Source organism: Bradyrhizobium elkanii USDA 76 (assembly GCF_023278185.1).
In the GTDB taxonomy this organism is placed as follows: domain Bacteria; phylum Pseudomonadota; class Alphaproteobacteria; order Rhizobiales; family Xanthobacteraceae; genus Bradyrhizobium; species Bradyrhizobium elkanii.
On sequence record NZ_CP066356.1, the window covers coordinates 7,277,390 to 7,300,593 of the forward strand.

Below are 23,204 nucleotides of genomic sequence, written 5' to 3' on the forward strand. Positions count from 1 at the left end.
GACCATGCCGGAGCGCGGTTTCCAGGTCGGCAAGCGCGTCCGGGACGCACTCTACGTTCACCGTGACGCGCTTATCGAGATCGATCCATCGACGCGGGGCGCAGTCGAAGAGGCGGCTGCGACCGTAGACAATTTCCGTTGGAATGTGGCTCGGATCGAACCAGGTCGCATTGCCCTACTCGAATACGAGGATTTCGAAAAAGAGCATTTTCCGGCACTGCTGCGTTCAGCGCTCGTAGAACGTGCTTCCCGCACGAGCAAGATCCGAGATTATTCCTCATCAGCCAATCCGCCGATCCTGCATCGGAAAGAGCTTCTGCTTCCATCGAATCATCCCCGACGCCCCACTTACGCTGCTCTGACCGCCGAGTTGGATCGACGAAACTTGTTTTTCGATAATCACAAGATCGGATTTCGTACTGCCTGGCAGCGTCGCCTGGATGAGGCGGGTATCGTCATTCGAAATCACGCGATCGTTCCGTCCGTCACGGACAAGCCGCCCTCGTGCGCGATCCACGTCAGCCGTCACAAGACGGCAATACCCCGCAATGGCCTTTCATCTCCGATGCAAATGTTCGCTCGGCACGGCTTTCTTGAGACATTCCCTGACGTATTCGATTTTGGATGCGGCCAAGGAGATGATCTCCGGGTGCTTGCGCATGGCGGCATCGAGGCCGGTGGCTGGGATCCGCATTTCCGCCCAGACGCAGAGATTCGACCCGCGGCTCTCGTCAACTTAGGCTTCGTGCTCAACGTCATAGAGGATATCGAAGAGCGCGTCCTGACGTTGAAGAAAGCTTGGGAACTCACGAGGAAAGTGCTCTCCGTTGCGGTCATGATCGAGGGCCACTATTCGGTGCAGGGGCTGACGCCGTTCGGCGATGGGTTCCTCACGTCGCGCGGCACATTCCAGAAGTATTTCAGTCCTTATGAACTCCGCGCGTTCGTCCGAGATTCGCTCGGCGTCGAGCCTGTGGCCGTTGCTCCTGGAATCGTGTTTGTCTTCCGCGAACCTGACGCGGAACAGGAGTTCTTATTTAGTCGGCGAAGCCGCACGCCATCTCCGATTACTCTCCGGTTGGCGCCGGCCGCGCGAGGCCGCGTCACTCGGCCAATCGAGCCCCTATCCGAACGTCTACGACCAATCCTGGAGCAACTTTGGGCCAGGTCGGTCCATATCGGGCGGATCCCGGAACGCGACGAGATACCGGAACTCTACTCGGACCTGGCTAAGTCGAACGTCTCAATCGAGCGTGCGTTTGGCTGGTGCCGCTCGATATTCGATCAAAGCCTTCTGGAAGTCGGCGCAGGTCGGAGACGGGACGAATTGCTTGTCCACTTCGCGCTCGGGGCTTTCTCCGGCTCACGAGCCTTCAAGACCCTTCCGCTCCCACTGCGCAGGGATGTGAAGTTACTCTTTGGCAGCTTCGCGACAGCCAAATCGGAGGCGCACCGCTTCTTGTTTTCGCTTGGGGACAATGGGGTCGTGGAGGCCGCATGCCGCTCCGCGCTCGAGTCGGGCTTACTCAATGGATATGGCGACGGACGCTATCACTTTAGTGCCAAACAGATAGGCGAACTGCCGGCAGTCCTGCGAGGTTTGATCGGCTGTGCGAGCGTTCTTGTCGGCGACGTCGAGGATGCCGATATTGTGACGCTGAACCTCGCAAAGCGATCCATAGCTTTTCACTATGGTCCCGATTTCTCGGCTCCCCTTTCGCTCTTCGACCGCGTCACGACTGTCTATCTTCGCGATCAGCAGGTACGGGATCAAATCCTTTCGGACGAAAGCCGGCTCCTCTTTCTGCACCGATCGCTTTACGAAAGCGACACGCTAAAACGGCAGCAGCGATTGTCGCTCGAGAACCGAATAAGAACTGTGATCGGATCGCTAAACAACTCATCGCTAACGGCGCGCTACGGCGATGTCGCCTCCAGCCTGCGCCAGTTTCAAGATTGAATGACGGCAGGTCATCTATCAAGGAAACTAGTCAACAATCCAAGCAATCCAAAATTGCAGTGAGGGGTACCATGTCCGGGACGACATCGATCGAGAACAAACCCGTTTCGCAAAGCTACGGAATCACGCCCAACGAAATTTACAAGGAGCAGTACGCCATTTTCGAGGCATGAATGATACGCTCTACAAGATTCCTCCTCTTTTCACGGGTGTCATCGGCGGCCTTTGGTACTTCGCCGTTCAGAACATCGCCGAAAAGCCGCTTATAGCGAGTGCGGTCTTCGCGTTCACCGTGATCGCGGCAATCTGCTTTGTAAACGTGATGTCTCGCTTCCGGAAAGCTTTCAACGGCTACATCAGCAACTTGAACAAGCTCGATGGCGAATTGAAGGTGACGACCAAGGGCGGAAGATTTCATGTCTCTACGATTACCACGATCCAGGTATTGCTTTGTATCGCCTTCGTCATATCCGTGCTCGGGACTTTCTATCCCCTTTGGAAGAACTGACAAACGGTGATCTACCACACGACTGAGGTCGGGCTCGACTGTGCTTGGCGTGAATCGTTGACGAGGGTTAGCACCCACTTGGCAAGCGAGAAGATGATGATTGAGGCAATACAATGATCTAGGTACGACACGGCGGCGTGTGAACTGCTATTCAAAGCTCAACGTGGAGTGAGGCACCTCTGATGCCGAACGGTCAAAGCTTAAATATCCAGCAGTTTCGCGCGGCCATCGATCGACTCTGCAACCCCACGCCCCAGTCCAACCGACTCCCAATGCCGGAGGCCCATGCGGGATTCAAGGCCCAATGGCTGAGCTGGCTCGAGGAATATCTGACGCCGGGCTATTACGATCGAAACATCGCCAACGACGATGCCCGCTTTGTCTATCAACATCTAAACAACGGCAGAATGATTGTTTGGCTCAATGAGGCTGCTGGTGAGGACCCCCGAATCATATCGGCTGCGATCATCACAATGGATGATCGTGAAACGCCGCAGACTGAAGCCATGTTTGCCCGACGTGTTTTGCCTTGGGAGAGCCTGACGAGATTGCTTTTTCGATAACGTCATGACTAAAGATTCTGACTCTCGTTCCTCTTTTTGATCACTGACTTGCTTTTTCGGCTTTCCCAATGCGGCATCAAGGGGCTCGTGTTGGCGGCCTGGCGCGTGGCGCCGTGAAGAAGGGTGGCGGCCGCAAACTGCGTGCTTTGTCGTTTGCAACCCGCTGGAAATCTCCCTTGTCCCGGCTGGAGAGTAAGCCATGGCATGAATTGAGCCATCGATGCGGGATCTTCGTGAATTCCGTCTTCCAACAAACTCGGCTGCCGCTGTCTGCCGTCTCAAGCCAAATCCTTGATGATGAATTGGATGCGGAGTTGTGGCAAAGAGACGCGGGCAGAAAGTTTGTTTACCAAACGTTCAGCGACCGAGCCAGCAGGTCGACTACGCTGGTCATTACTGCAGCACTTGGCGAGTCGCTTCCACATCGCGGACGACGGCTGCTCCGTGGACGATGGCCGCTCCGATGCGGCCGCATCCCGCCGCAACGCACGGTGAGAGACGGTAACCGCTACGCGTCCTTGGGCACCAGCTTGATTTTCGGAGACATGAAGCGCTTGTTCTGGCTGTCCAACTTCATACGCTCTGCGTAAAGTCGACGAAGCCATGTCCTGCCTGAACGAGCCCATCCAATACGTCAGGCAGCGCCCTGGCGGTCGTCTCGACGACATGAAATAGGAGCCGCGGCTGACTTGAGGGCGTGTGCTTGAGGTCTTCCTTGATGGCAGCCAGCATGCCCGCCGCCGTCGTTACGCCCTGACTGTCCTTGCTGTCCGCGTTGAAGTCGCAGTGGCTCAAACTATAGAGCTTGCCGGGACCGCTCAGAATACCTGTAAGCCGCGCCAAGGCGTCGTTCCGTGGCGCGCGCCAGTGCTGCATGGCAACATTGGCCTTGTCGAGGACAAGTTGATGCGTGTCTTTGAACTGCTTGAGGATCTGCTGGTCGCTGTAGGAGCCGGTGCCGTTCTTGAGGTGATCCCACGAATGATTTCCAAGGACGTGCTTGGCATCCAAGATGCTCTTGGCTGCGTCCGGTTTCTGCGCAACTTCCTCTCCGAGCACGAAAAACCCGCCCTTGACCTTGCGCTTCGCAAGTTCGGCCAGGATCGGAACCAATGCAGTCTGCGCGGGAAGCGGACCGTCATCGAATGTCAGTTGCAGGTTCATCTCGACTCTCCATGTGCTGAGCGGCTTACGGGCAATATCGGAATCAGATTGGCTTGAACCCGCCAAGATCGTCGGGGAGCTGCGCCCCTCCCGTTCGATCGAACTTGGCCAGGCTCGCGCAACCCAGGGGCGAGGCCGATAGCAAGTTCCAATTGAACACGGCGCGGCGCCGCACGTGCCCCTGGGCAAGGTCGTTGAGCAGGTTTGGAAATTCAATCACGTCAGGCATCGGCGCCGTCGCAAACAGCGACGTTTCCGCGAGCCACTCGCCGGGTGGGGTCGAGCTGTTGCGAAAATCCGGCCTAACCAGGGATACAAGACCGTAGACGCTCGATGGAGCGGCGAATATCGGAGTGTCGACCAGGAGCACTTCGACCCGCAACGGAACGACGTTCTCGTCGTCGGGCACAACGGTGATGACAAGCCGGTCGCCTGGCGACAGGGCGGCCGGGTCACCGGCCTTGCGCCCCTCACTATCCCCGGCCTCACGCAGCGAAGCAATGGTGAAAGCGACAGCCGTGCTCGAGGCGAGCTTCGCCGGGTCCTTGATCCCCTCGATCCGCAGCGCTCGCTGCGGCTGTTCAGCAGGGCCCGGGGTCAGTTTCGGCTGGACCGCAATGAAGATCTTTAGATCGGCATGCTTGTCGTCGAACTTGGTCCTCTCTCCGAGCTTTTCGATGATCACGCCGGCGGCCAGATGGATGGTGGAGTCCAGGTCGTATTCCATCCGGTCCGTCGCCAGCATCCACGTCTTCGCGCTCGACCGGATCGAATCGGATTTGGTGGGCGAGGCGAGCTCGCGATCGTAGGCGGGATCGCCGAACGCGATCGTGCGCAGCGGCAGACTGAGCTGCGGGGCGTCGCCGTTGGCGAGCAACAGTGGCAACGTCACTATGCGGGCTTCCACGGGCCTTAGACGGTCCTCATCGCCGCTACCTGCAACGAGCATCTGCTCCTGCAGCTGATGACCTTGCACCGGCCAGGTTGCAGACGGATCTTCTGGCGAGAGCCTGAAGGATAATCGTACCGCCGTATCCGGTGCGGCCTCGCGCAATGCTGTCTGCGCGGCAATGATCTGATCGTCTGCGAGCTTGAGGACGAACTCGCCCATAATGTGCTGGTCGGGAACGATCCGCGCAAACGGGAAACTGCGAGTTCCGACCACGACATCGATCCGTGTGCCGATATCGCCCGCCTGGATCTTTTCTCTGAACCCACGCTGCGCCAGTACGTCGGCGATGTTGGGCTCGTTCGGCGCGCTTGCCAACAATCCGAGCGTCCCGTCCCAGCCGGGGCCGATTTCGGCCTCGCTCTGCGCGATGACCAGGGCCACGCCGTACAACGCGTCGTCTTTGGCATAGCGCAACATCGCCATCGCGCCGGGTGTCGCGAGAAACGTCGTCAGTTCTCCATTCTCGACGAAGTTCTGCGCAACGAAGGTTCGGCGCCGCCACTCGATGGCTGTGCCCGTCAGCGGCAGCAACGACGATCTGGGATTGCGGGTATTCTGCACGATGGACGGGCCACGATGCGCTGGGCGGCCAAAACGCGCGAAGCCCTCGTCGAACGCAGTATCGGCGCCCGGAACGATCAGGCCGAGATGATCGATTCCGACGACACCGGCCCGAGCACCCGTCGTGATCATCTCGATGCCACCCGGGAGATATGCCGAGAGGTGCAAGGTGCTATCGCCGCCCGGAACGATCGCACCGTTGATCGCCTGCTGGCGCGGCGCACGCGCGCGGGGCGGAAGCAATGACAAGGCGAGATCGGGTGGCGCCAGGGTCGGGTCCTTGCGTTGGTCGCGTCGGCGGAACAGCGTCTTGCGGCCAAATGCGAGATAGACCGGATCCTCTTTGCTTTTCGTAGCCTGACGCGCGACTGCAAAAGCGCGTGCCCGGCCGCTCCAGGCCTTCTCCTTGTCCTGGATCGGCTGCTCGGCTCCAAGCTTGATCGATGGATCGAGAACGATCGCGTCGCGCGCTTGCGGCCAGCCGAGTGAAGGAGACGCGGAAAGCCACTGCGTGCGATTGCGCAACGCGGCCGCCGCGGACGTGGACGCGCTGATCGGAACGACGCGCATCCTCGCATTGGCCAATGGCGGGCTTTTTTCGTCAACGCCGGCATAGTCGGCCGCGACCACGGCAAGCGGCGCCGGCGTCCTTGAATAGGCGTGAACCATCACACGGTCGACGTCGCCGGTGTGTGCCGCCGATAGGTTGATATCCGCTGCCGGCACGGACATCTGGAACAGCGGGCCCCGTCCGATCACGACGAGTTGCCGATCGGATGAGGCAGGCCGCTGCAGCGCAGGTCCCTGCCCGACACGCAGGCGCATGCCGAGACTGACATGGCCGGGGCTGCCCAGAACTGTGGTCGCCTGAAGCTCCTGGTTGCGATTCTCCACCAGGCGCTTGGCGATCCAATCGATGGCGGTAGCGGCGCGCCAGAACACCGGACGATCGTAGCGATCGGCGGGAGCATGCGGATGGCCCGCTATGCTGGCCGGCATGTCTTCCCCATCCGTCGAAAACGCTTGGTCGGCCACGATGAAGGGCAAGGGAGCGGCTCCGGCCCTTTCCGCGAGCATCGCAGCGATTTCGATCACCGAGCGGCCGGCGGCGGGGAAGATTTCGCCCGCGCCCGCGATATAGGTTCTGGCGGGATCGGCGTCCTGCGCCGAGACCCGACAGGAGATCGAAGCTCCAGCCTGCGGGCGCTGGGCAATGTTCAGCGCGGGAACCGATCCTTCGACGACGATCCACGGCAGCGGCAGTGCGACGCCCTGTCCGGCCTGTAACGAGACGTCCACCAATGTTGCCCCGGTCATGACCAGTTCCGAAGCGGCGGTGGGATCGAGGTCCGCGAGCGTTGCCTGAATGGCCCGGGTCGGAAATCCCGCGCGCGCCATTCCCCGCCGTACGATACCGGCGGCCGCGATGTTGTTCCGCAGTTTTGCCTCGTTCCGGTACCGCGGCGCGAACGCATAGGAGGGCTCGTCGACCTCGTAATCGGGCAAAGGTCGGTCGGCGTCGCGCCGCGCCTGAACGACCAACTGGCGCAGGTCGAAGAACGCTACCTCATCGAGGCTTTGAAACTGCCACTTCGTCGCGCCGCCCTCGACGAACGAATGCACGCTTGCCGCGCGCACCCGCCAGGCGTGGCGAAGGAACAGCGGAGATTTGGGATCGCTTCTGTCGCGTCCAAGGATGGAGGCCGGCAGTTCTGCGTCGGTGAGAGTGACATCGAGCTTGTGCGTCCAGGACTTGATCTCCGGAGCGATCTTGAAGGTCCAGATCAGGGGACGTGCCGTCGCCGGCTCCTCGCGCTGCAGGCCGACGGGCCAGCCGATCGTGCTCTGGCGATCCATCCGCGGCAGGCTTATGCGCGTACGCGCCTCGCAAACCAGCTTCTTGATGGCGGCATCCCATTTGAGGAGCATCGTCTGGCGCAGCGATCCTGCGGATGCATCACCGGTCTCGAACACGGTCACACCCGCGGCGATCGGACATGCAAAGCCCTGGTTGGACGTCACCGAGAGGCGATCTTCGTCGCGAACCGCGACGGCAAGCGCCACCGTTCCAGTGACGGGCACGTTCGCGCCCGCGCTGCTGCGCAATGTCAGCCCCCGCAGCACGTTGATCGCCGGGCATTGCCATGTGGCCTCGTTCAGCGAAACCATGCCCAGGTCATGGTTGATCGCCACGCGCTGATCGGCCGTCAGATCGGTGTCGAACCACCGGTGCGGCCGCGGCGTCGTCGAAAGAGAGATTGCGAGCGCCAACAGCACCGGTCCTGCCTTGGCACGAGCCTCGACGGCCGCAAGCCGGATATCGGCTGCAATGTCGATGACAGCTTCACCTGCGGCAAATCCCAAGATGATCCGGTCGATGGTGAGCGCGTTCGGCTGCGGCTCGTTCCGGAATGCCCAGGTCACCGGGAACGCGGGCGAGGCGCCGACCGCGAACCGGCCATCGCGCAATTCGTAGTTCTGTCCAAACAACCGTACTCTCAGATTGACATCCGAGCAGGTGACCGCCCCGGCCGCCACGCCAAGCACGAAATCGAGCGCTACCGGCTGCCGGGCCGTGCCACCTTGCGCGACGAGCGCGCGGCCCGTGAGGACGATCCGGACCGGTGTCTGCTCCACCAGGATTCGCGGACCATCCAGATCGATCGTCACGCGTTCGATCCCGGCAAGGCCATGGTCGTCGAACCTGAGCGCCACGAGATTGCCGCTGGCATAGGGCGCATCGTCGTCGAACGGCATATCGCCGTCGCCACCGATCGTGTCGAGTTCGACGCTGCCAAGAATCTTGAGGGTCTTGAGCGAGACCGGCCCGTTGGACGCAGAGATGGTCACCTCGAGCAGCCGAAGCGGGCGCAGGCGGAAAGGACCAAGCGGTACCGTGAAGCGCGGCCTCGCCGCGCCTGTCTCAAACAGCCGCCATTCGGCGGGTGCGCCCGCAAGATTGGCCCGGATGAACATCCGCCCGTCGGCACCAATGCGCCCCTCCGGATCATGGCCGGCCTGCGACAGGTCCGCGCTGAAGCTTGCCTCTGGAGGCGCCATGAGCATCGGCAGATCGCGCGCCTCGAACGACAATCCAAAATTTCCTGGACATTGCGCGCGGAAGCTCGCCAGCGCCCGCGCGGCCCCGCCAGTTCCCTCGAGCGTCACCTCGCGCCACATTAGATCGCCTTTACGGGTCGCAGCCTTGGCGAGGCCGAGGCCGCGCATGTCGACCAGCGCAGCGCCGACATCGCGCATTTTCGCCACCATTCCGACCACCTCGACGTCATGCGAGGCATCATCGGGCGCTATCCGGCCGGCCCGTATCGCGAAGTTCTGGGTCAATCCGGCCAATGCGGCGCTACCGGAATACGCCGTGCCACCGAGAGTATAGAGACCGAGGGGAAGATCGCGGGTGGCGTGCCCGCGTACGTCGAAGCCGAATGTGGTCGTCCAGCCGTAGGGTTCGACAAGGCCGGTGATCGTGACGCTCCCCGTCGCGCCGGACCAGGGTGTGGCGCGGTCCAGCACGGTGCGCGTCCGCGCCAGCTTGTCGGCCTGTTCTTTCCAGGCGGCTTCGAGCGCCTGCGGATCGATCGCGGTCACAGGGCGCGCGGGCGCTTGATCCGCCCTCTCGTCGGCGTGCTGAGGCTCGAGCGTCGAAGCTGCCGCCGCCTCTGCGACGAGGGCGGACGTATCCGAGACGGCAGGACGTTTCAGCGCCGCATCGGCGAACAGTTCGCCAAGCACGGGCAGATCGAAACGCAGCGAGGTGGACACAGATCCAAAGACGTCGTTGCCGGTCCGGTTTGGAGCGAGTTCAATCCCGGGCAGGGTGAGCAGCACCAGTGGTACCCCGGGGGCCCATTTCCTTGGCTCATCGGTCGCAAGTTCGCCATCAAGCGGCTCGTCTGGTGCGGGACGCGGCCAGCCATACATGTTCGAACCGAGACCCGTGGTGGCAAGACGCGGCAAATAGGATTCCGCCAGCCGGTCGAGGTGGATGTCGTACTGCGGCTTGTTGGAGCGATCCAAACCGATTTGCAGGGGAACGAGGTCGCGCGTTCTGGAGACCCTGTGCGCAGCGCTACCGAGCTGCGTCATCGACATTGCCGAGACCAATGCGAGTTCGCGATGCGCCAGCCATGCCACGAAGATCGCCGCCGCGCCTTTGGCGATTGGCCTGCCCTCGTCGTCGAACGATGTGCCGTTGGCGTCGCCGGTGAGCCCCGCGATCCGCAGACCGGGCTCGGCCATTCCGAGCGGATCGACCACGACGGTCCAGCCGTTGGCCGATGACTGGCCGACCTTGATCGCCATCGCGCTGCTCGCCGCCGGTCCGTTGGCGAGCGAGGGCAGAACCTCACCATCGACGGGAATTGTCTCGGCCACCCGCAGCGGCCCGGTCACTGTCCCCTGGAAATCGGAAACGGCAATCGAAAAGGCGAGTGCGGCCCGGTTGAGCGTCGCCGTCACGCTCACGTGAGCGGCTGAGGTGATGTCGACCAGCGCGGAGCCGTTCGCATTGCGCACGTGAATGAAGCCGGATATCGCTTCGCGGCGCGGCGCCGGCACCAAGGGCTGCGCCGGCTCGGATGGCTGCGCCGGCTCGGATGGCCACGGCAGCGGAGCCTGCAGCAGACCGCGCTGGAGCGGAATGAAGGCATAGACCGGATCGAGCGAAGCCGGCTCGCGCAGTCTGCCGGCGATGTAGCGCTCGACCAGTCGCTCGCGAACGGCATCGGTGTCGGCGACCGCTGCGAATGGCCGAAGCTCCGAGGGGGTCGATGTCGGCTGAGGCGCGATGCCGAGCCCCTTCAAGGTCGTGTACTGAGCCCCGTTCTGCCAGTCGATATCGCAACGGGTGACGTTCGCGCCCGGCACAGATCCGCTGTCGATCACGAGCTTCACGGAATTGCCGTCGGGATGACGGGTGAGTCTCGTGCGATACGGCATCACGACGGCCGCGCCTCGCTGCAGGCTGCGTGGCGGAATGCCGGTCAGCAGTGTCGCTCCGACATCATCACGCCTGATGAGCATGACGCTCGAATCGGCCTTCAGCTTTCCATCGCTCGCCCGCGTCACTGGCCATTCGATCGGAGGAACTCCGGATGCAATGTCGATGGCCAGCGGCGCGTTGGCGGCGGAAAGCGCCGTCAGATAGGCCGCGAACGAGCGGGTAAACCTTCCGTATCGATCCTCCAGCAAACGCAGACGGAACACGGTTCCCTGAGGGTTCCTGGTCTCATCCGCTGCGGGATAGAGCAGCACGGTAAGCTCATGCGGCGGGTCGTCCGGCTTGGCCGCGGCGCTGACGATCCCACGGAATGGATCGAGTATCTTCAAGTCGAAGACGATGCCGTCGGGCACCAGTTTCGCCTCTGCACGAAGTCTCGAAGAGATGCCGATCGAAATTCCCGGTCCAAAGATCTGCTCGGGCCTGTTGGCGATCCAGCCGAGGGGACGCATGCCAAACAGCGAGCACAGCTTGCGCTCGCCCGGCGCCAGGGCCAGCGAGACCTCGCCAGCGACAAGGCGCATATCGGGCGCCTCGATCTGCTCCGTCTGCTTGTCGGGCCAGGCGCCATCGTCCAGCGGACGAATTCGGGTGGCGACGGGGTCGGTTTTGAACTTTTCGGTCGCGTCGAGAACGTTCACCACGCCCTCACCGTGCCCGCCGTCTCGATCGAGCGACAGGGTGGCATCGAACAGGCCGGGCTCGTGGAACGGCGCATCGAAGTGTCCGGACCAGGCCAGCCTGCTGCGTGCGGCCGCCATAGTCTGCAGACGCAGCGAAAAATGCCGGACCAGTCCGTCGCCCAGCAGGACGCTCTCCGGGACCACCGATAGATCGAAGTCACCGCTCCACAGGCTGGGCTGCCCCTTGACGGCGGGACCATGGAGCCGGATCACACGCAGGCCGTTGTTGCCGCTCATGACTTCCTCGCCAGGATCTGATGCACGGGATCGGCAAAGCCATGGAACGCGCTCCACTGCAACTCGCGGTCGGGACCGAAGAGCTGCTCGTGTGCACGCGCCTCGATCTCGAGGCGAAGCCTTTCGACGGCGCGCCGCAACGCAGGCTTCGCCGCCGCCAGATCGTCGCACGCGCGTCGTATCGCGGCCAGCTCCGTCTGGCTCGGTGGTTCGTGCAGCACGAGTCCGGCCGCTCTTTGGCGTGGCTCCCCGCCATCACCGACGCTGCTTCGGAAGGCCTGCAACTCGGTTGCAATCGATGGGTCCGCGGTCAGGCGGTGCGGCAAGGTCAGCCGAACATCGGCCTTGCCGCGGTCGGCCAGGGAGGCGAGTACGGCAGTGGCGTCGCCTACTCCTTTTCGCAGCCGTCCGTTTGCTCCACTCTTCGCCTCGAGCGCGTCGATCAGGTCGGCAAGCGCGCCGGCGTCCGGATCTCCCGTTCCGGTCCATTCGTGAGCGTCGATGTCCGTCTCGATCAGGACGGAAAGACTGTCCGGCAGTGTGGCACCGGCGAGCGCCAGTGCCGCCTGGGCCATCTCTGCGGGGCTGTCGTAGTTCGGCAGGGCAAATGACAAAGCCGCGTAATGGGTGCTTGCGCTCGGCTGCGCTTCGATCGCAGCGCGCGCGCCCATATCGAGGCGGCGCAATGCCTTGCGGTAGATGCTACCGGCGGGATCCTGACCAAGCACGCTGCGATTGCCGCGTGATGCGCCATCGGTATCGACAGGGACCGGCGGCGGTGTCCGCTTCGTTTCATCGAGCTTGATCCTCAGGAACGTCGCGGCTGGCAGCAAGGTCCCGCCGGGGCACGGCAGGCCATAGGGCAGTGCCGGCACTGCTGACGAGTGTTCGTTCGAATTGGGCTCGAGTGCGAGCCAGTCGCTCAGCGAGGCGACGTTGCGGAACCGCTGCAGGTCGGCCGCAAGCGTTTGCGCCTCGGGCGAGCCCGTATAGGCCAGGTAGAAGTCAGCCGCGGCGCCGGTCTCGGTTCTGAAGGGTGCCCAGTCGATCTGTCCCGGGGCCGGCACGTCATCGGGCCGCCTGATCGTGACGTTGGCCAACGACATCGGCGCGAGCGGTTTCCAGGCCGCCCATTTCAACGCCGCAATTTCCAGCTCCTTCAGACCATCATAGTCACCGGGTGAGAGCAGACCGGACGGCGGCTTGACTGGCGCAAGCGGCTGTCGCGCGATTTCTAGCTTCAGGGTCCAGCCCTTCGCGCTGGGATCGAGCTCAACCTTGCTCTTTTCCACCTGGAAGCGCGAGCCTTTGGCCCTTGCAGCGTAAGATGGATCGGTTGCCCGATCGATAAGCTTGGGCGCCAGCTCGATCTCGGTTGCAACACTCCTGGGCGCGGAGGGAATCGATCCGGCGCCCTGAGCGGAGATCGCGCGCGCAAGTTCGAGCGCGAAGCTAACGTCGTAGTCCGGAAGCTTGAACAGCCTGGGAGGATCGCCGTTGCCGAACCAATCGCGCCGATCCTCGGGGAACATGCCGTCCAGATAGCGCACCAATGGAATGACGAGTTCGATCATTCTGGCGTCGTTCACCGACCAGGCCGGCTCGTCGAGCGGAAGTGGCGCTCCCCGTCCCCACGGAAACGCGAGCGTGTAGCGCGATTGGGCCACCGGCGCCGCGACCGGGGACGACACCACGACGCCCGCTGCCGCATAGGCGACTGCGTGCAGGCTGATGGCATGCGGGGTCTGTCGAATCCGCAGCGCCGTCAATCCCCGCCATCCATCGGGAATGCGTTCGGCGAGCGAGAAATGCGTCTGGCTCTCGCCCACGGCCGCATCCTTGCTGAAGGAATCCGCCTCGAAGCTCAGCGCCGGCACGCTCCCGATCATGCCGTCTCCAAATCCTTCCTCGAGGTCGACGGCGTCGCGCGCGAACAATGTCCCCCAGGCGACAGACGCGAACCCCCGCAGGAACCCCACCCCGACATGCGCAAAGGACAGCCGATCGGCGACGTCGAAATTTGCCTCGCTGAGGATCTCCTCGGGATGACGCGACAGGACGATCTCCTGGACTGCGCCGAGCTTCCTGATCGGAGCGACGGCGCCGGATCCGACTTCGTCGGGGTTGGCCCAAGAATCGAGCCGTCCTGTCGACAGGATGACAGGCGGGTCGATGGGATGGGTGCGCGGCACGACGATATCGAGCGAGCGCGCGGAAAATGCCGCATCATTGTCGGCGATGTCGGTAAGCACAGGCTGGCGGCCAAAGGCCTTGGCCACGCCTTCTGCGGGCTGCGCCAGCGCCGCGTCGAGATTCTCGTAGCGCCCGAACGGCCGGACCACGTAGCGTTGCCGCAACGCGTACCGGTCCTCGAACAGCAGCGTGATCTCCATCTGTCCGTCCGGCGTGGGTGCCACGCGCCAGGGATCGACGCGCAGCAGCGACGTCAGCGAGAACGGCGTCGCATCGACGCGGGCCGGCCCAACCGGACCATGTGCGAGGAAGCGCCGCGAGAGCGTTACCACCCGCTCAGCAAAATTGAGTTGCGCAGTCGCCGCCGCCGTCGGTGTGGGCCAGCCGTCGGCGAATTGCGGCTTGGCCGCGGCAACAAGAGCATTGTAGTAGCACACCGCCACCGAATGAGGCGGATATTTGACTTGATCCTCTGCCGGCGGATTGTCCTGCGGGTCACGTCTCGCTTCGATATCCTCGAGCGAAGTCCCGAAGATCAGCGCCTTCACGCAACCGGCAGAAAGCGGATCGAACGCGCCGAACGGCTCGCGCTCCTGATCCAAGACGTCGTTTCGCGTGGCGCGTGGCTGGTCGATCGCAACCACCACGTGATCAGGCGCGACTCCATTGGGTGCGGCGGACTCGCTCCCTGGCTTCGTAACCTCGATGCAGCTTCGCAGCAACGCTTCCAGATCGACCGGCGCGCCATCCGGCGGAAGGGCAACGACACGCACAAAGGCCGCTGATTGGCCGCGCTGCTTGATTGCCAGTTTCGCGCCGGCAGGCTTGTTGCGGGAGAGCAGGTAGCGGGCGACGTAGTCGTTTTTCCGTGCGAGCGCAGTGGGACGCGAAGCGGCGAGCCCCGTGGTCAAGTCGATGACCTCGACCAGCACGCTGGGCGATCTGGTTATTATCGCCGCCGGCGCGTCGAGGCGGTCGAGGTCAATCGAGATGGTGGAACCGGCGCTGTCTGCGATACGGAAGTATCGCACCGCCAGCACGTCCTCTGGAGCTCCCGTCATGATCTCCGGCACCGGCCGCAGCGCGACCTGAACCAGCGAGAGCGCTTCGTCTTCCAGCATCGTGCTGGCTTCCGGTGCATTCGAGCGCGTGTTGCCGTCGAAGGATTCGAGCCAGATCAGGCCGTCAGGACGTGACAGCACGTCGACGAAGGGGGCACCGAGCCAGAGACCCTCATAGCGCGGCAGGATCGCCTCCAACGCCTTCCTCAGCTTGGTGAGCGTCTCTTTCGGCGAGCAATAGTCGGCACGCTCCATGTCAAACAACTTGAAGCCCGTGGCGAGGCCGAAGGTGCGCAGCACCGCCCAGCCATACGGATCGCGTGGCTCCGGCCGTTCGTCGAGGAAGGCGCCGATCGTCTTCGCCTTGGTCTGCGGCGGGGCATCGATCACCGGCGTGAAGCGGCGATGAGGAACCTCTCCCGCGGCGTCGCCTGCCCATCGCATCCAGTCGATCACGTCGGCGATGACGGGATGAACGACAGGCAGCAGATCGAGCGGGACAAAGGCTGTGCCCTGCTCCCGATTCTCCCTGAAGCTGGTAATTTTGAGCCTGACCGACTTGAGCGGGTCGGGTGCGGCGTCCGGCAGGGGAGTGGCCGCGCGAGCCGTGCGGATTCGCTCGTCCACGTCCGAACAACCACCTCGATCGAACACCAGCGCACGTAACGCCTGGCGCAACCTTGACTGCGGCTTGTCTCCATCCTGCAGTTTGACCACGCCCACGAAACCGGCGTCGCCGATCAGTTTCAGCGCAGGCAATCCGTCGGGCCGATCGAGCTCGAAGCGGAACGCGGTCGGCGTGCCCTTGGCGAACAGCGGAGTGAGGTCGGCTTCCTCGAAATCCAGGCCCAGCGAACGACGGACGCCCCATTTCGGCCACGCCAACAGGCTCTCGGCGGGAGAGAACCACGGCCGCAGACCATCTGCGGACCTTCTTTGCGCATGCTGGTCGGCGCCTGGAAACGTCATCCGCGCAGTCAGGCTGGGATAGTAGGATTCGATCGCGCCGAAGTCGTCGATCTGCGCGGGATCGATTGCGCGCATGCGCGCCGGCAGCGCCTGGACGCGAGCGACGCGACGCGCCTCCGCTGCGGAACGCTCGGCGGTGAGAAGCGAGGTACGATCGATCGAAAAGACGTCGAAGCCGCCGACGAAGCCGGGCCGCTCCGATGCCTGGGTCAGACCGGCATTGCCTGTTCCCCTGGACGGCCGCGCGTTCCAGATCAGGCGCGCGCCGACCCGACGCTTCTGGTCGCGCAACAACGCGGCACCGTCACCCTGGATCAAATCCTGGATCGTGCCGCCGCACGTCGGGTGCAGGATCCGTACACGGCCCGCCAAGCCATTAAGGTCGTCGAAATGCAGGGCATCGAACGAAATCCGCACCGGATGCTCGAAGGTTTCGACCGAGACGAGCGCAGCGGGCGATTCCTGAGATTGGCCCTGCTTGGGCGCGGCCTTGATCGAGACCGCCAGATCGGCCACGCACCAGGCTGGGGATTTCACCCCCTCGACATAGCGGCCGCGAAGAACGCCAATTCGCCTTGAATACGGATCGCGGCCGGCCGCCCCTTTAAGCAGCTCCGCCTGCAGATCGGCGACTTTCTTATCACGCAGCTGATACCAGGCACGGCCTCCGCCCGGATCGCGATCCAGGATTTCGATCGGGTCGGATCCGGCAGATAGCGCCTTGAGTGATCCCTTCAGCGTAACCACGTAGTCCTGGTCGTCGGTGAATTTTTTCGCAAAGCTGGACGGTTGCGGGCGCTGCATGCCTTCGGTCACCGAATCTGCGCCATAGAGCCCGCCAAAGATGCCGCGTTCGCGGCGCAGCCTGAGCGTGTAGGTCGGGTCGGACACGATTGGCTGCGGATCGACGATCGACAGCAGCACCGATGGATTGATTGAGCTCTCGCCCAGCGCGGGCAACGCCGGGTACGTGAAGACAATTTGGGCCGAGGCGAGCGGCTTCGTCTGCGCTGCCGGCTTTCGGATCTCGAGGGTAAGTATTCGCGTCGTGCCTGCGGTCCCGGCGAGATCGACCGGCACGACCGTATAGGTGAGGACGATCTTGTCGGCGGCGAAGGATTTCGTCCAATCTTCGGCCGGATTATCACCCGAGCCGAGCAACGCGCGTCGGCTGGCTTCCGGCATGTCGTCCAGCCGGTCCGTGTACTGCGCGGCCGGACGGATCGGGGTCCAGGAATCCCCGATCAGATGCAGCGGCGCGGCCGCCTTCACCGTCACGGGCCTGGCGGGGAAATTGGCAAGAACGGCACCATCCGCAACAATCGTGCGCGCGACGCGATAGTGCACGAGATGAAATTCCGGATCATCGTAGACACCGCGCGATCGCGCATGCCAGGGCTCGAGGTCCCAGTCGAGGCGAATCGCGTCGGCCTCGGCTGCGACCTTGGCTCCGGCGAGTGCCGGCGACTTGTTGGCGAAGAAACGCTCGGGCGGGTTTAAAAGATAGGCGACGCCGGCCACGCCGGGTGCATCCATCGATCTAACCGTGAATTTCGAACGACCCGGCAGGAATCCTTTCTCGGGATTCGGCTGCGCTTCGGGTTCGAAGAGCTCATGGATGTCCGTCCGCGACACGAAGAAAGTGAGGCCGAAATCGCGCGCGTCGATCACCGGCGTGCGGCCAGGCACTGACTCTGGCGGCGGGGGCGCAGTCGGAATGCCATTGACGATGACGATGCGGGCGGCGATGTCGGCGACGCTGTCATTGACCGCGGCGACGAGGCTCGATCGCCTCTGTTCGGCCGCGATCATCTCCTGCACGCGGTCGGGTGCGCTGGCCAGCCTTTCGGCGGCCTTGCGCAACTCGGCGTTGGCTTTGTCCGCATCCTGCGGCAGCCGCTGCTTGGCGGCGTTGGTGCGCAATGGCGACTTGAGCTGGCGAAGATTTCCAAGCCTGTCCCTGACGAAGCATTGAGCCACGATATCCGCAAGCGAAGCGCTCTTGGTCGGATCGTCTCCCTGCACAACGACCCTGGCGTAGTCGGCTCTGATATTCGTCGGCCCGGCTGCCAGGGGCGCCGCCGCCGTTGGCATCAGGTGCCACAGCGTGGCCCGGGTCGATTCGAGCGCGAACTCGTAGACCGTGCGATCGGGGGCATAGAACTCGCTGTCGCCAAAATAGGTTGCGCCGTCGCCGTCAGAGAGGGTCGGCAAGCCTTCCGAGGCGTGGTGTGTCCGATCGCGGGGGATCAGGGTCATCACGTAACCATCGGCCAGCACCGCCGGACGGATCATCGCCCAGAAGCGCGACTGTCCGATCTCGACCAGGCCCGAATCGTCTTGCGGGCCGTCGTTGAGCGTATCGTGCGCCCGCATCGCATCTTGCGATGCCTGGTCCGCATCCGCCGCGGCCTGTTGCGGTGCCTGGACCAGAGGCGGTGGCGTCGGTGTCAAACCGGCCGCTGGGTCCGGCACCGAGGATGCAAGACCAAGCGACAGGAAGCGGTCGACGCGGCCGCGTGCGCCCTGCAGCATACCCTCGTTGAAGCCGAATCCGATGCCGAGCCCAAGCGACCGGCCAAATGCCGAGACCGACAGATGCGCGGCCCCCCGTCCCGCGAGCCCCTGCGGCGAGGCCGCAAGCTCCAACGCCACCGTCAGACAGAAGGACGCACTGAATCCAACTTCGAGGTGGATGTGGAAAGGGCCGGACCCGAGATCGAGCCAGACCCGAACGCTGACGCGCAAAGTGATGCTGAAGGCGAGCGAGCCGTAGAAGAGCGTTTCATCGATCCGCTTCAGCGAAATATAGCTGATGAACTTCGCATCGATCGCAAAGTCTGCTCGCGCATAGACCGAAGCGCCGAGCGAGCCGCCGCCGACCGAGCCTCCGAACTGGGCAAAGCCGGAGGCACGGAACGCCACACCCTGCAGCACGGCCCCGTCCTCGATACGCAGAATCATGCCGCCCCGGCAGTCGACCCCGAAATTCCCGTTGTCGTCTTTCAGCGCAAAGCCGAGTTCGTAGGGCCAGCCGAATTCCTGATGGAACAAGCCCGGCCGGATGAACAGCGTGGAGGACCAGTCCACGGCCTGCAGCATCATCTTCAAGGCTGGATGCAGCGGCGGTGTGTCGCCGATGATGCCGTCGCGCGAGGCGACGAGCCGCGCCAAAAATTCCTGGCGCGGGACCGAGACGTACATGTAGCCGCGCAGACTGGGATGATCGCGCAGAGGGGCCGTGGAGATGCTGTGATCCCAGGTCCAGTAGTTCACGGCAATCCAGGCGCGCGCCGTCATCAGGAGAGTGAGGTCGGAACGCAGCGCTACCGTGGCATCGAACAATACGGGATTCGGCAGCTTCTCTTCCCGTTCGTCGAGTTGTCCGCTCTTCGACAGCGACGACATCGAGAACATCGCGCGCATGGCCAGGGTCACGCGATCGCCGTCAGGCTCCGGCTGCCATGCGCGGACGTTCGCAAGTTCACCCTGATATCGGCTGACGCTGTCGAGAACCTTGACCAGCGCCTTGGGATCGGTGACCTGATCGGCCTGCGCGAGCGCGGCGAGCGTATAGCGGAATCCGAAGCCGAAGCCCGCTTCGCGCAGGTAGAGCGAGCCGATCGGGGTCGGGATCGTCACACTCAGGCGATTGAGCTGTCCGTAAAGGAAGAAGGCGTGGCGTAGATCGCCGCCTGCCTTCTCCATCTCGAGAAAACCCATGGCGGCGGAGAGCGGTGCCCAGCCCGTGATGTTCAGCCGGCCGGAAGCCAAAAATCCGCGAGCGGTCACATCGGACGGCAGTATGTCCGGCTTGTAGAGGGTCGGCATCTGGCCGTCGACCGTGATCGCCGTCCCCTCGACCGAGCCGACGCCGCCGAGGCCCAGCGCCACCGTCAGCCCATCGAAACGAACCTGCGGCAGTGCCTCGCGGTTCTTCGGCGGCGCGATCCAGAGCTGATGGAAGTCGATCGTCGTGCTGATGGCGTCGCCGGCTTCGATGAAGCTGACCTGCCCCGAGATCGAAAGCGCCGGCTTGCCCCCGAAGAGATCGCTGGATGGATGAAAGCCGATCCCGCGCAATTCGAAGTCAAATAATTCGAAGAACTTGATCCGCCGCGGCGGCGTGACCGCCACCTGGAATGACATCCGGCGCAGCAACATCCGCGGATCGCCGGCCAGCGGCGCCTTATCCAGAGTGATCGTCAGGTCTGGCAGATATTTCAGAAGACCCGATGAGAACTCGCCGCTTCCCGGCGTGAATCGCGCTGTCCCGGTCAGCAGGAAGAAGAAGTGGGTGCCGTCGGGTCCGAAATCGTGGAACGAAAGTCCGAGCTTGCTGATCGAAAACGTGAACCGGGTCGTCTTGCAAACCAGCGGACTGCCGGCCTTTTCGAGCTCCGCATCGGCCGCCTGGACTCTAAGCCTGCCCGATCCGTCACGTCCCATCGCGATGGATATCTTCGCATTGGCCTCACCGACCAACGCCGGCGGAAGTTGCCCCGCACCATCGATGCAGAAGCTTTGCACCTCGCCGCGCTTGATCGACAGCTGTCCCCTGGAGAAGCGAAACGGCATATCGACGCCGGCGAGTTGCACCGGCTCGTCCGCGTTGACCGTAGCGTCGAGATCGATCCCCTCGCGCGTGATTGCGAACTGGTCGACCTTGAACAGAATGCCCCGGCCCCGCGATGCGACGCGGGTATAGGAGAGTTCCGCGATGGCGTCCGGCGCGAGTGCCATACGCGCATCGCCGCCGGAAAAATCGAGAACGAACTGCGGAAATGGGTTGTGCCCGACTTGCGGATCCAGAGATTTGATCTGGAGCTGCAGCCCGAGGAGATCGCGGGGCGCGTCAGTACCCTGAATCGTAATGGTGCGGCCGCCTTCGATGCGGGATTCCAGCGTTTCGATGTCGAGGACGACCTGCAGAGTGGTTTCGATGCCGCTCTTGTCGTCGCCTCCGACGACAATCTGGACATCAATCGGCACCTTCGCGACCCGCCCGTCGATCGTGGCCTCGTTCTGCTCATGCTTGATCCGGATGAACTGGCCCAACCCCTTGAAGATGGAATCGTCCCCGGCTGACTCTTTGGTCGGCGAGGACAGGAAAGGCAATAGCCGCGCGACCTTGTCCGTGTTGAGGGAGACATTGAGCGCGCCGGCAAATTTGATGCTCGAAAAGCGCGGACGGCCCTTCAGCAGCATCATCCTGTACTGTCTACCGCTGACAACTTCGGTTTCGTCCAGCGGACCGTCGACCACAAGCTCCTGGAAGAACCGCGGCTTCTCTCCGGCGAGCGCGACCAGCGCGATGGGATTGGGATTCTTGACGTCGACGGCAAGCAGAGGCCGCTTGTCCTTGTCCGTCTGTGCCTTGTCGGCCTTGTCGCGCACGGCTTCGGTGCCCGACGTTCGATTAAGCCACAGATCAGTCGACAGCGTTGCCCAGTCCGATGTCGGGGTCACGACGAGCGCGACCACGGCGCGCGGCTCCGACAGATCGACGACCAGCGACGGGCGCGCATCGCCTGGAAGCGTCAGGGTGAACCCGGCAAAAACGATGTCCTTCTTGGCCGCAGTAGCCGCCCCGTCGCGGTGCAGCGGCGTGATGACGATCTGCCGCAGCGCCAGGCTGTCCGCATCGAGCCGGACTTCGACAACGACATGGCTGACAGCCTCGCTGGCCGCATGGCGAACCGCCTCCAGCATTCGACCGACGGCCTCGAGCGCGGCCTCGACGAGGCCAAACAGCGCATTGGCTGCGCCGCCGGCCTGGCGGGCAAGCCATCGCACGCAGGACAGCAGGAACGCGCCGAGATGCTCGAGCAGTGGCGCCGGATTCGGCATCGGCGGAAAGTCCGGTCCATCGGGCGCGTCCGGCAATTTGATCATCGAGGCCAGACGCAGAATGCCCGCGATGACCTCCTTGCCCGCCCGCGCGATCAGCGCCAGCGGATAAGGGGTCAGTATCTCGAGCCGCGTGAGCTTGCCGTGCTCGCCGCCCCGGGTGCTCAGGTCCACCTCGTAGGTGGCGGCCAGCGCAATCGTCAATGACGGATCGGCCTTCGATCTCAGCTCGATCCGCGGAAAGTCCACCACGTTCTTGGCGGAGAGTTCGCCTGTACCGGCGGCAAGATCGAAGCTCGCTGCCGCGCCTGCGCCGATTGTTACCGTGGCGGCCGCAATCCGAATCGTGAACGGCAGGAAGGCCGCGTCGATATCACGCGGCGGGATCGTCACTTTCGGTGGCGAGAGTTTTGGCGTCTGCAGGATGCCCGTGAACGAAATGGCTCCGCCGGACGGGACGCTGATCCCAACTCCGGTAAAGCCCAGGATCTCGACGTTGTTATTCGCGTCGTCCTTGCAGGTGAGACGGCCGTCGACGGGCGTCGTCGTACCGATCGTCAGCTTGCCCTGCGAGACGTCGATGGACATCTGCGGGTCGTTTGAGATCTCGACATCCAACGGAACGTGGAGATCGAGCCGCAGGAAGCGCAGCCACTCTGCCCTCAGTCTGGGCAGCGCGATCGCTCCGAAGCGCCACTTGGGCAAGGTGAAGTGAGGCAGCTTCAATCGCAACGGCGGAAGGCGCGGCAACCGCGGCAGATCGAGACCGAAATCGCAGTGAAACTCTGCGAGGGCGAGATCGAGGGCAATTTCGACGTGCACCGACACGTCCGCGTTCAGGGCCCCGACCTTGGCTTGCGCATCGGCGTCGAGCACGACACTCAATGCGAGTGTGCGTGGTGAGGGCGGATCGTCGAAGGTGTCGGTCGGCAAGAGATGCGACAGGTCCAGCGAGGCTCTCGCGGTGAGCGAGGTGGCGCCGGCGATCCCGGTAATCCCGAAGATATCGCCGGAGGCGTCAAGCGCCATGTCGATCTGTCGCGCCACTGACAAGGACTCGCGCAGCTTTTCGAGCCGGCGCGCCTTTTCTTCCTTCAAGGCTGCGCTCGCGGCCGCTTGCATTTCGTCCGCGATCAGTTGCGCTTCGGCCTTCAGCGCCGCAGCGCTCTTGAGTGTCCGGTTGTCGCCGTCAGTCGAGAAAAGCTGCTCCGGAAGCACGAGCTTGACGCTCTGCGCGAAGGTCAGATCCAGCGACTGGTCGGGTGAAGCCTTTGCATGCAGCGCTGTGACGTCGAAGAGGCCGTCCGCTGCCTGTCCGGCAGTGAACCAGAGCCGCAAATTGGCTTCGTTGAAAACAACTAGGTCAACCAAGGCGGCGCGCCCGAAATGAACCGAAAAATCACTTGACGACTAGTTTAAGAGATATCAACTTCCAGTAATCTTCGTTGCAAGTCAACAACTGCGTTCTTTTTTCATTCCTCGCCCC

General features: G+C 63.2%; 7 protein-coding genes. 4 read left to right on the plus strand and 3 right to left on the minus strand.

Translation table 11 applies throughout. The features are described 5' to 3' along the window. Window positions 1–4: 4 nt before the first annotated feature. From JEY66_RS34655 to JEY66_RS34665, 3 genes are all read left to right on the plus strand, one after another. Window positions 5–1,960, plus strand: coding sequence for a DNA phosphorothioation-associated putative methyltransferase (locus JEY66_RS34655; RefSeq protein WP_080650315.1), 1,956 nt, complete (start codon window positions 5–7; stop codon window positions 1,958–1,960). Window positions 1,961–2,129: 169 nt separating this feature from the next. Next, a complete protein-coding gene (locus tag JEY66_RS34660; protein ID WP_018270083.1) occupies window positions 2,130–2,468 on the plus strand; it encodes a hypothetical protein in 339 nt (112 codons plus the stop codon). Window positions 2,469–2,650: 182 nt separating this feature from the next. Continuing rightward, entirely contained in the window at window positions 2,651–3,031 is a 381-nt protein-coding gene (locus tag JEY66_RS34665; protein WP_018270082.1) for a hypothetical protein, read from the plus strand. Between the two features lie 573 nt (window positions 3,032–3,604). Here the strand turns inward: JEY66_RS34665 and JEY66_RS34670 are convergent. Both JEY66_RS34670 and JEY66_RS34675 read right to left on the minus strand, forming a co-directional pair. Then, window positions 3,605–4,195: a polysaccharide deacetylase family protein gene (locus tag JEY66_RS34670; RefSeq protein ID WP_018270081.1), complete on the minus strand. Its 591-nt coding sequence runs from the start codon at window positions 4,193–4,195 to the stop codon at window positions 3,605–3,607. A gap of 43 nt (window positions 4,196–4,238) precedes the next feature. Continuing rightward, a complete protein-coding gene (locus JEY66_RS34675) occupies window positions 4,239–10,184 on the minus strand; it encodes a hypothetical protein (protein WP_157183424.1) in 5,946 nt (1,981 codons plus the stop codon). A gap of 57 nt (window positions 10,185–10,241) precedes the next feature. On the opposite strand from JEY66_RS34675, the gene JEY66_RS34680 reads away from it, so the two are divergent. Then, a complete protein-coding gene (locus JEY66_RS34680) occupies window positions 10,242–11,558 on the plus strand; it encodes a hypothetical protein (RefSeq protein ID WP_157183423.1) in 1,317 nt (438 codons plus the stop codon). Window positions 11,559–11,641: 83 nt separating this feature from the next. On the opposite strand, the gene JEY66_RS34685 is transcribed toward JEY66_RS34680, so the two are convergent. Then, window positions 11,642–23,089 carry a hypothetical protein gene (locus JEY66_RS34685; protein ID WP_018270079.1) on the minus strand — a complete coding sequence of 3,816 codons (11,448 nt, stop codon included), beginning with the start codon at window positions 23,087–23,089 and terminating at the stop codon, window positions 11,642–11,644. Window positions 23,090–23,204: the final 115 nt, after the last annotated feature.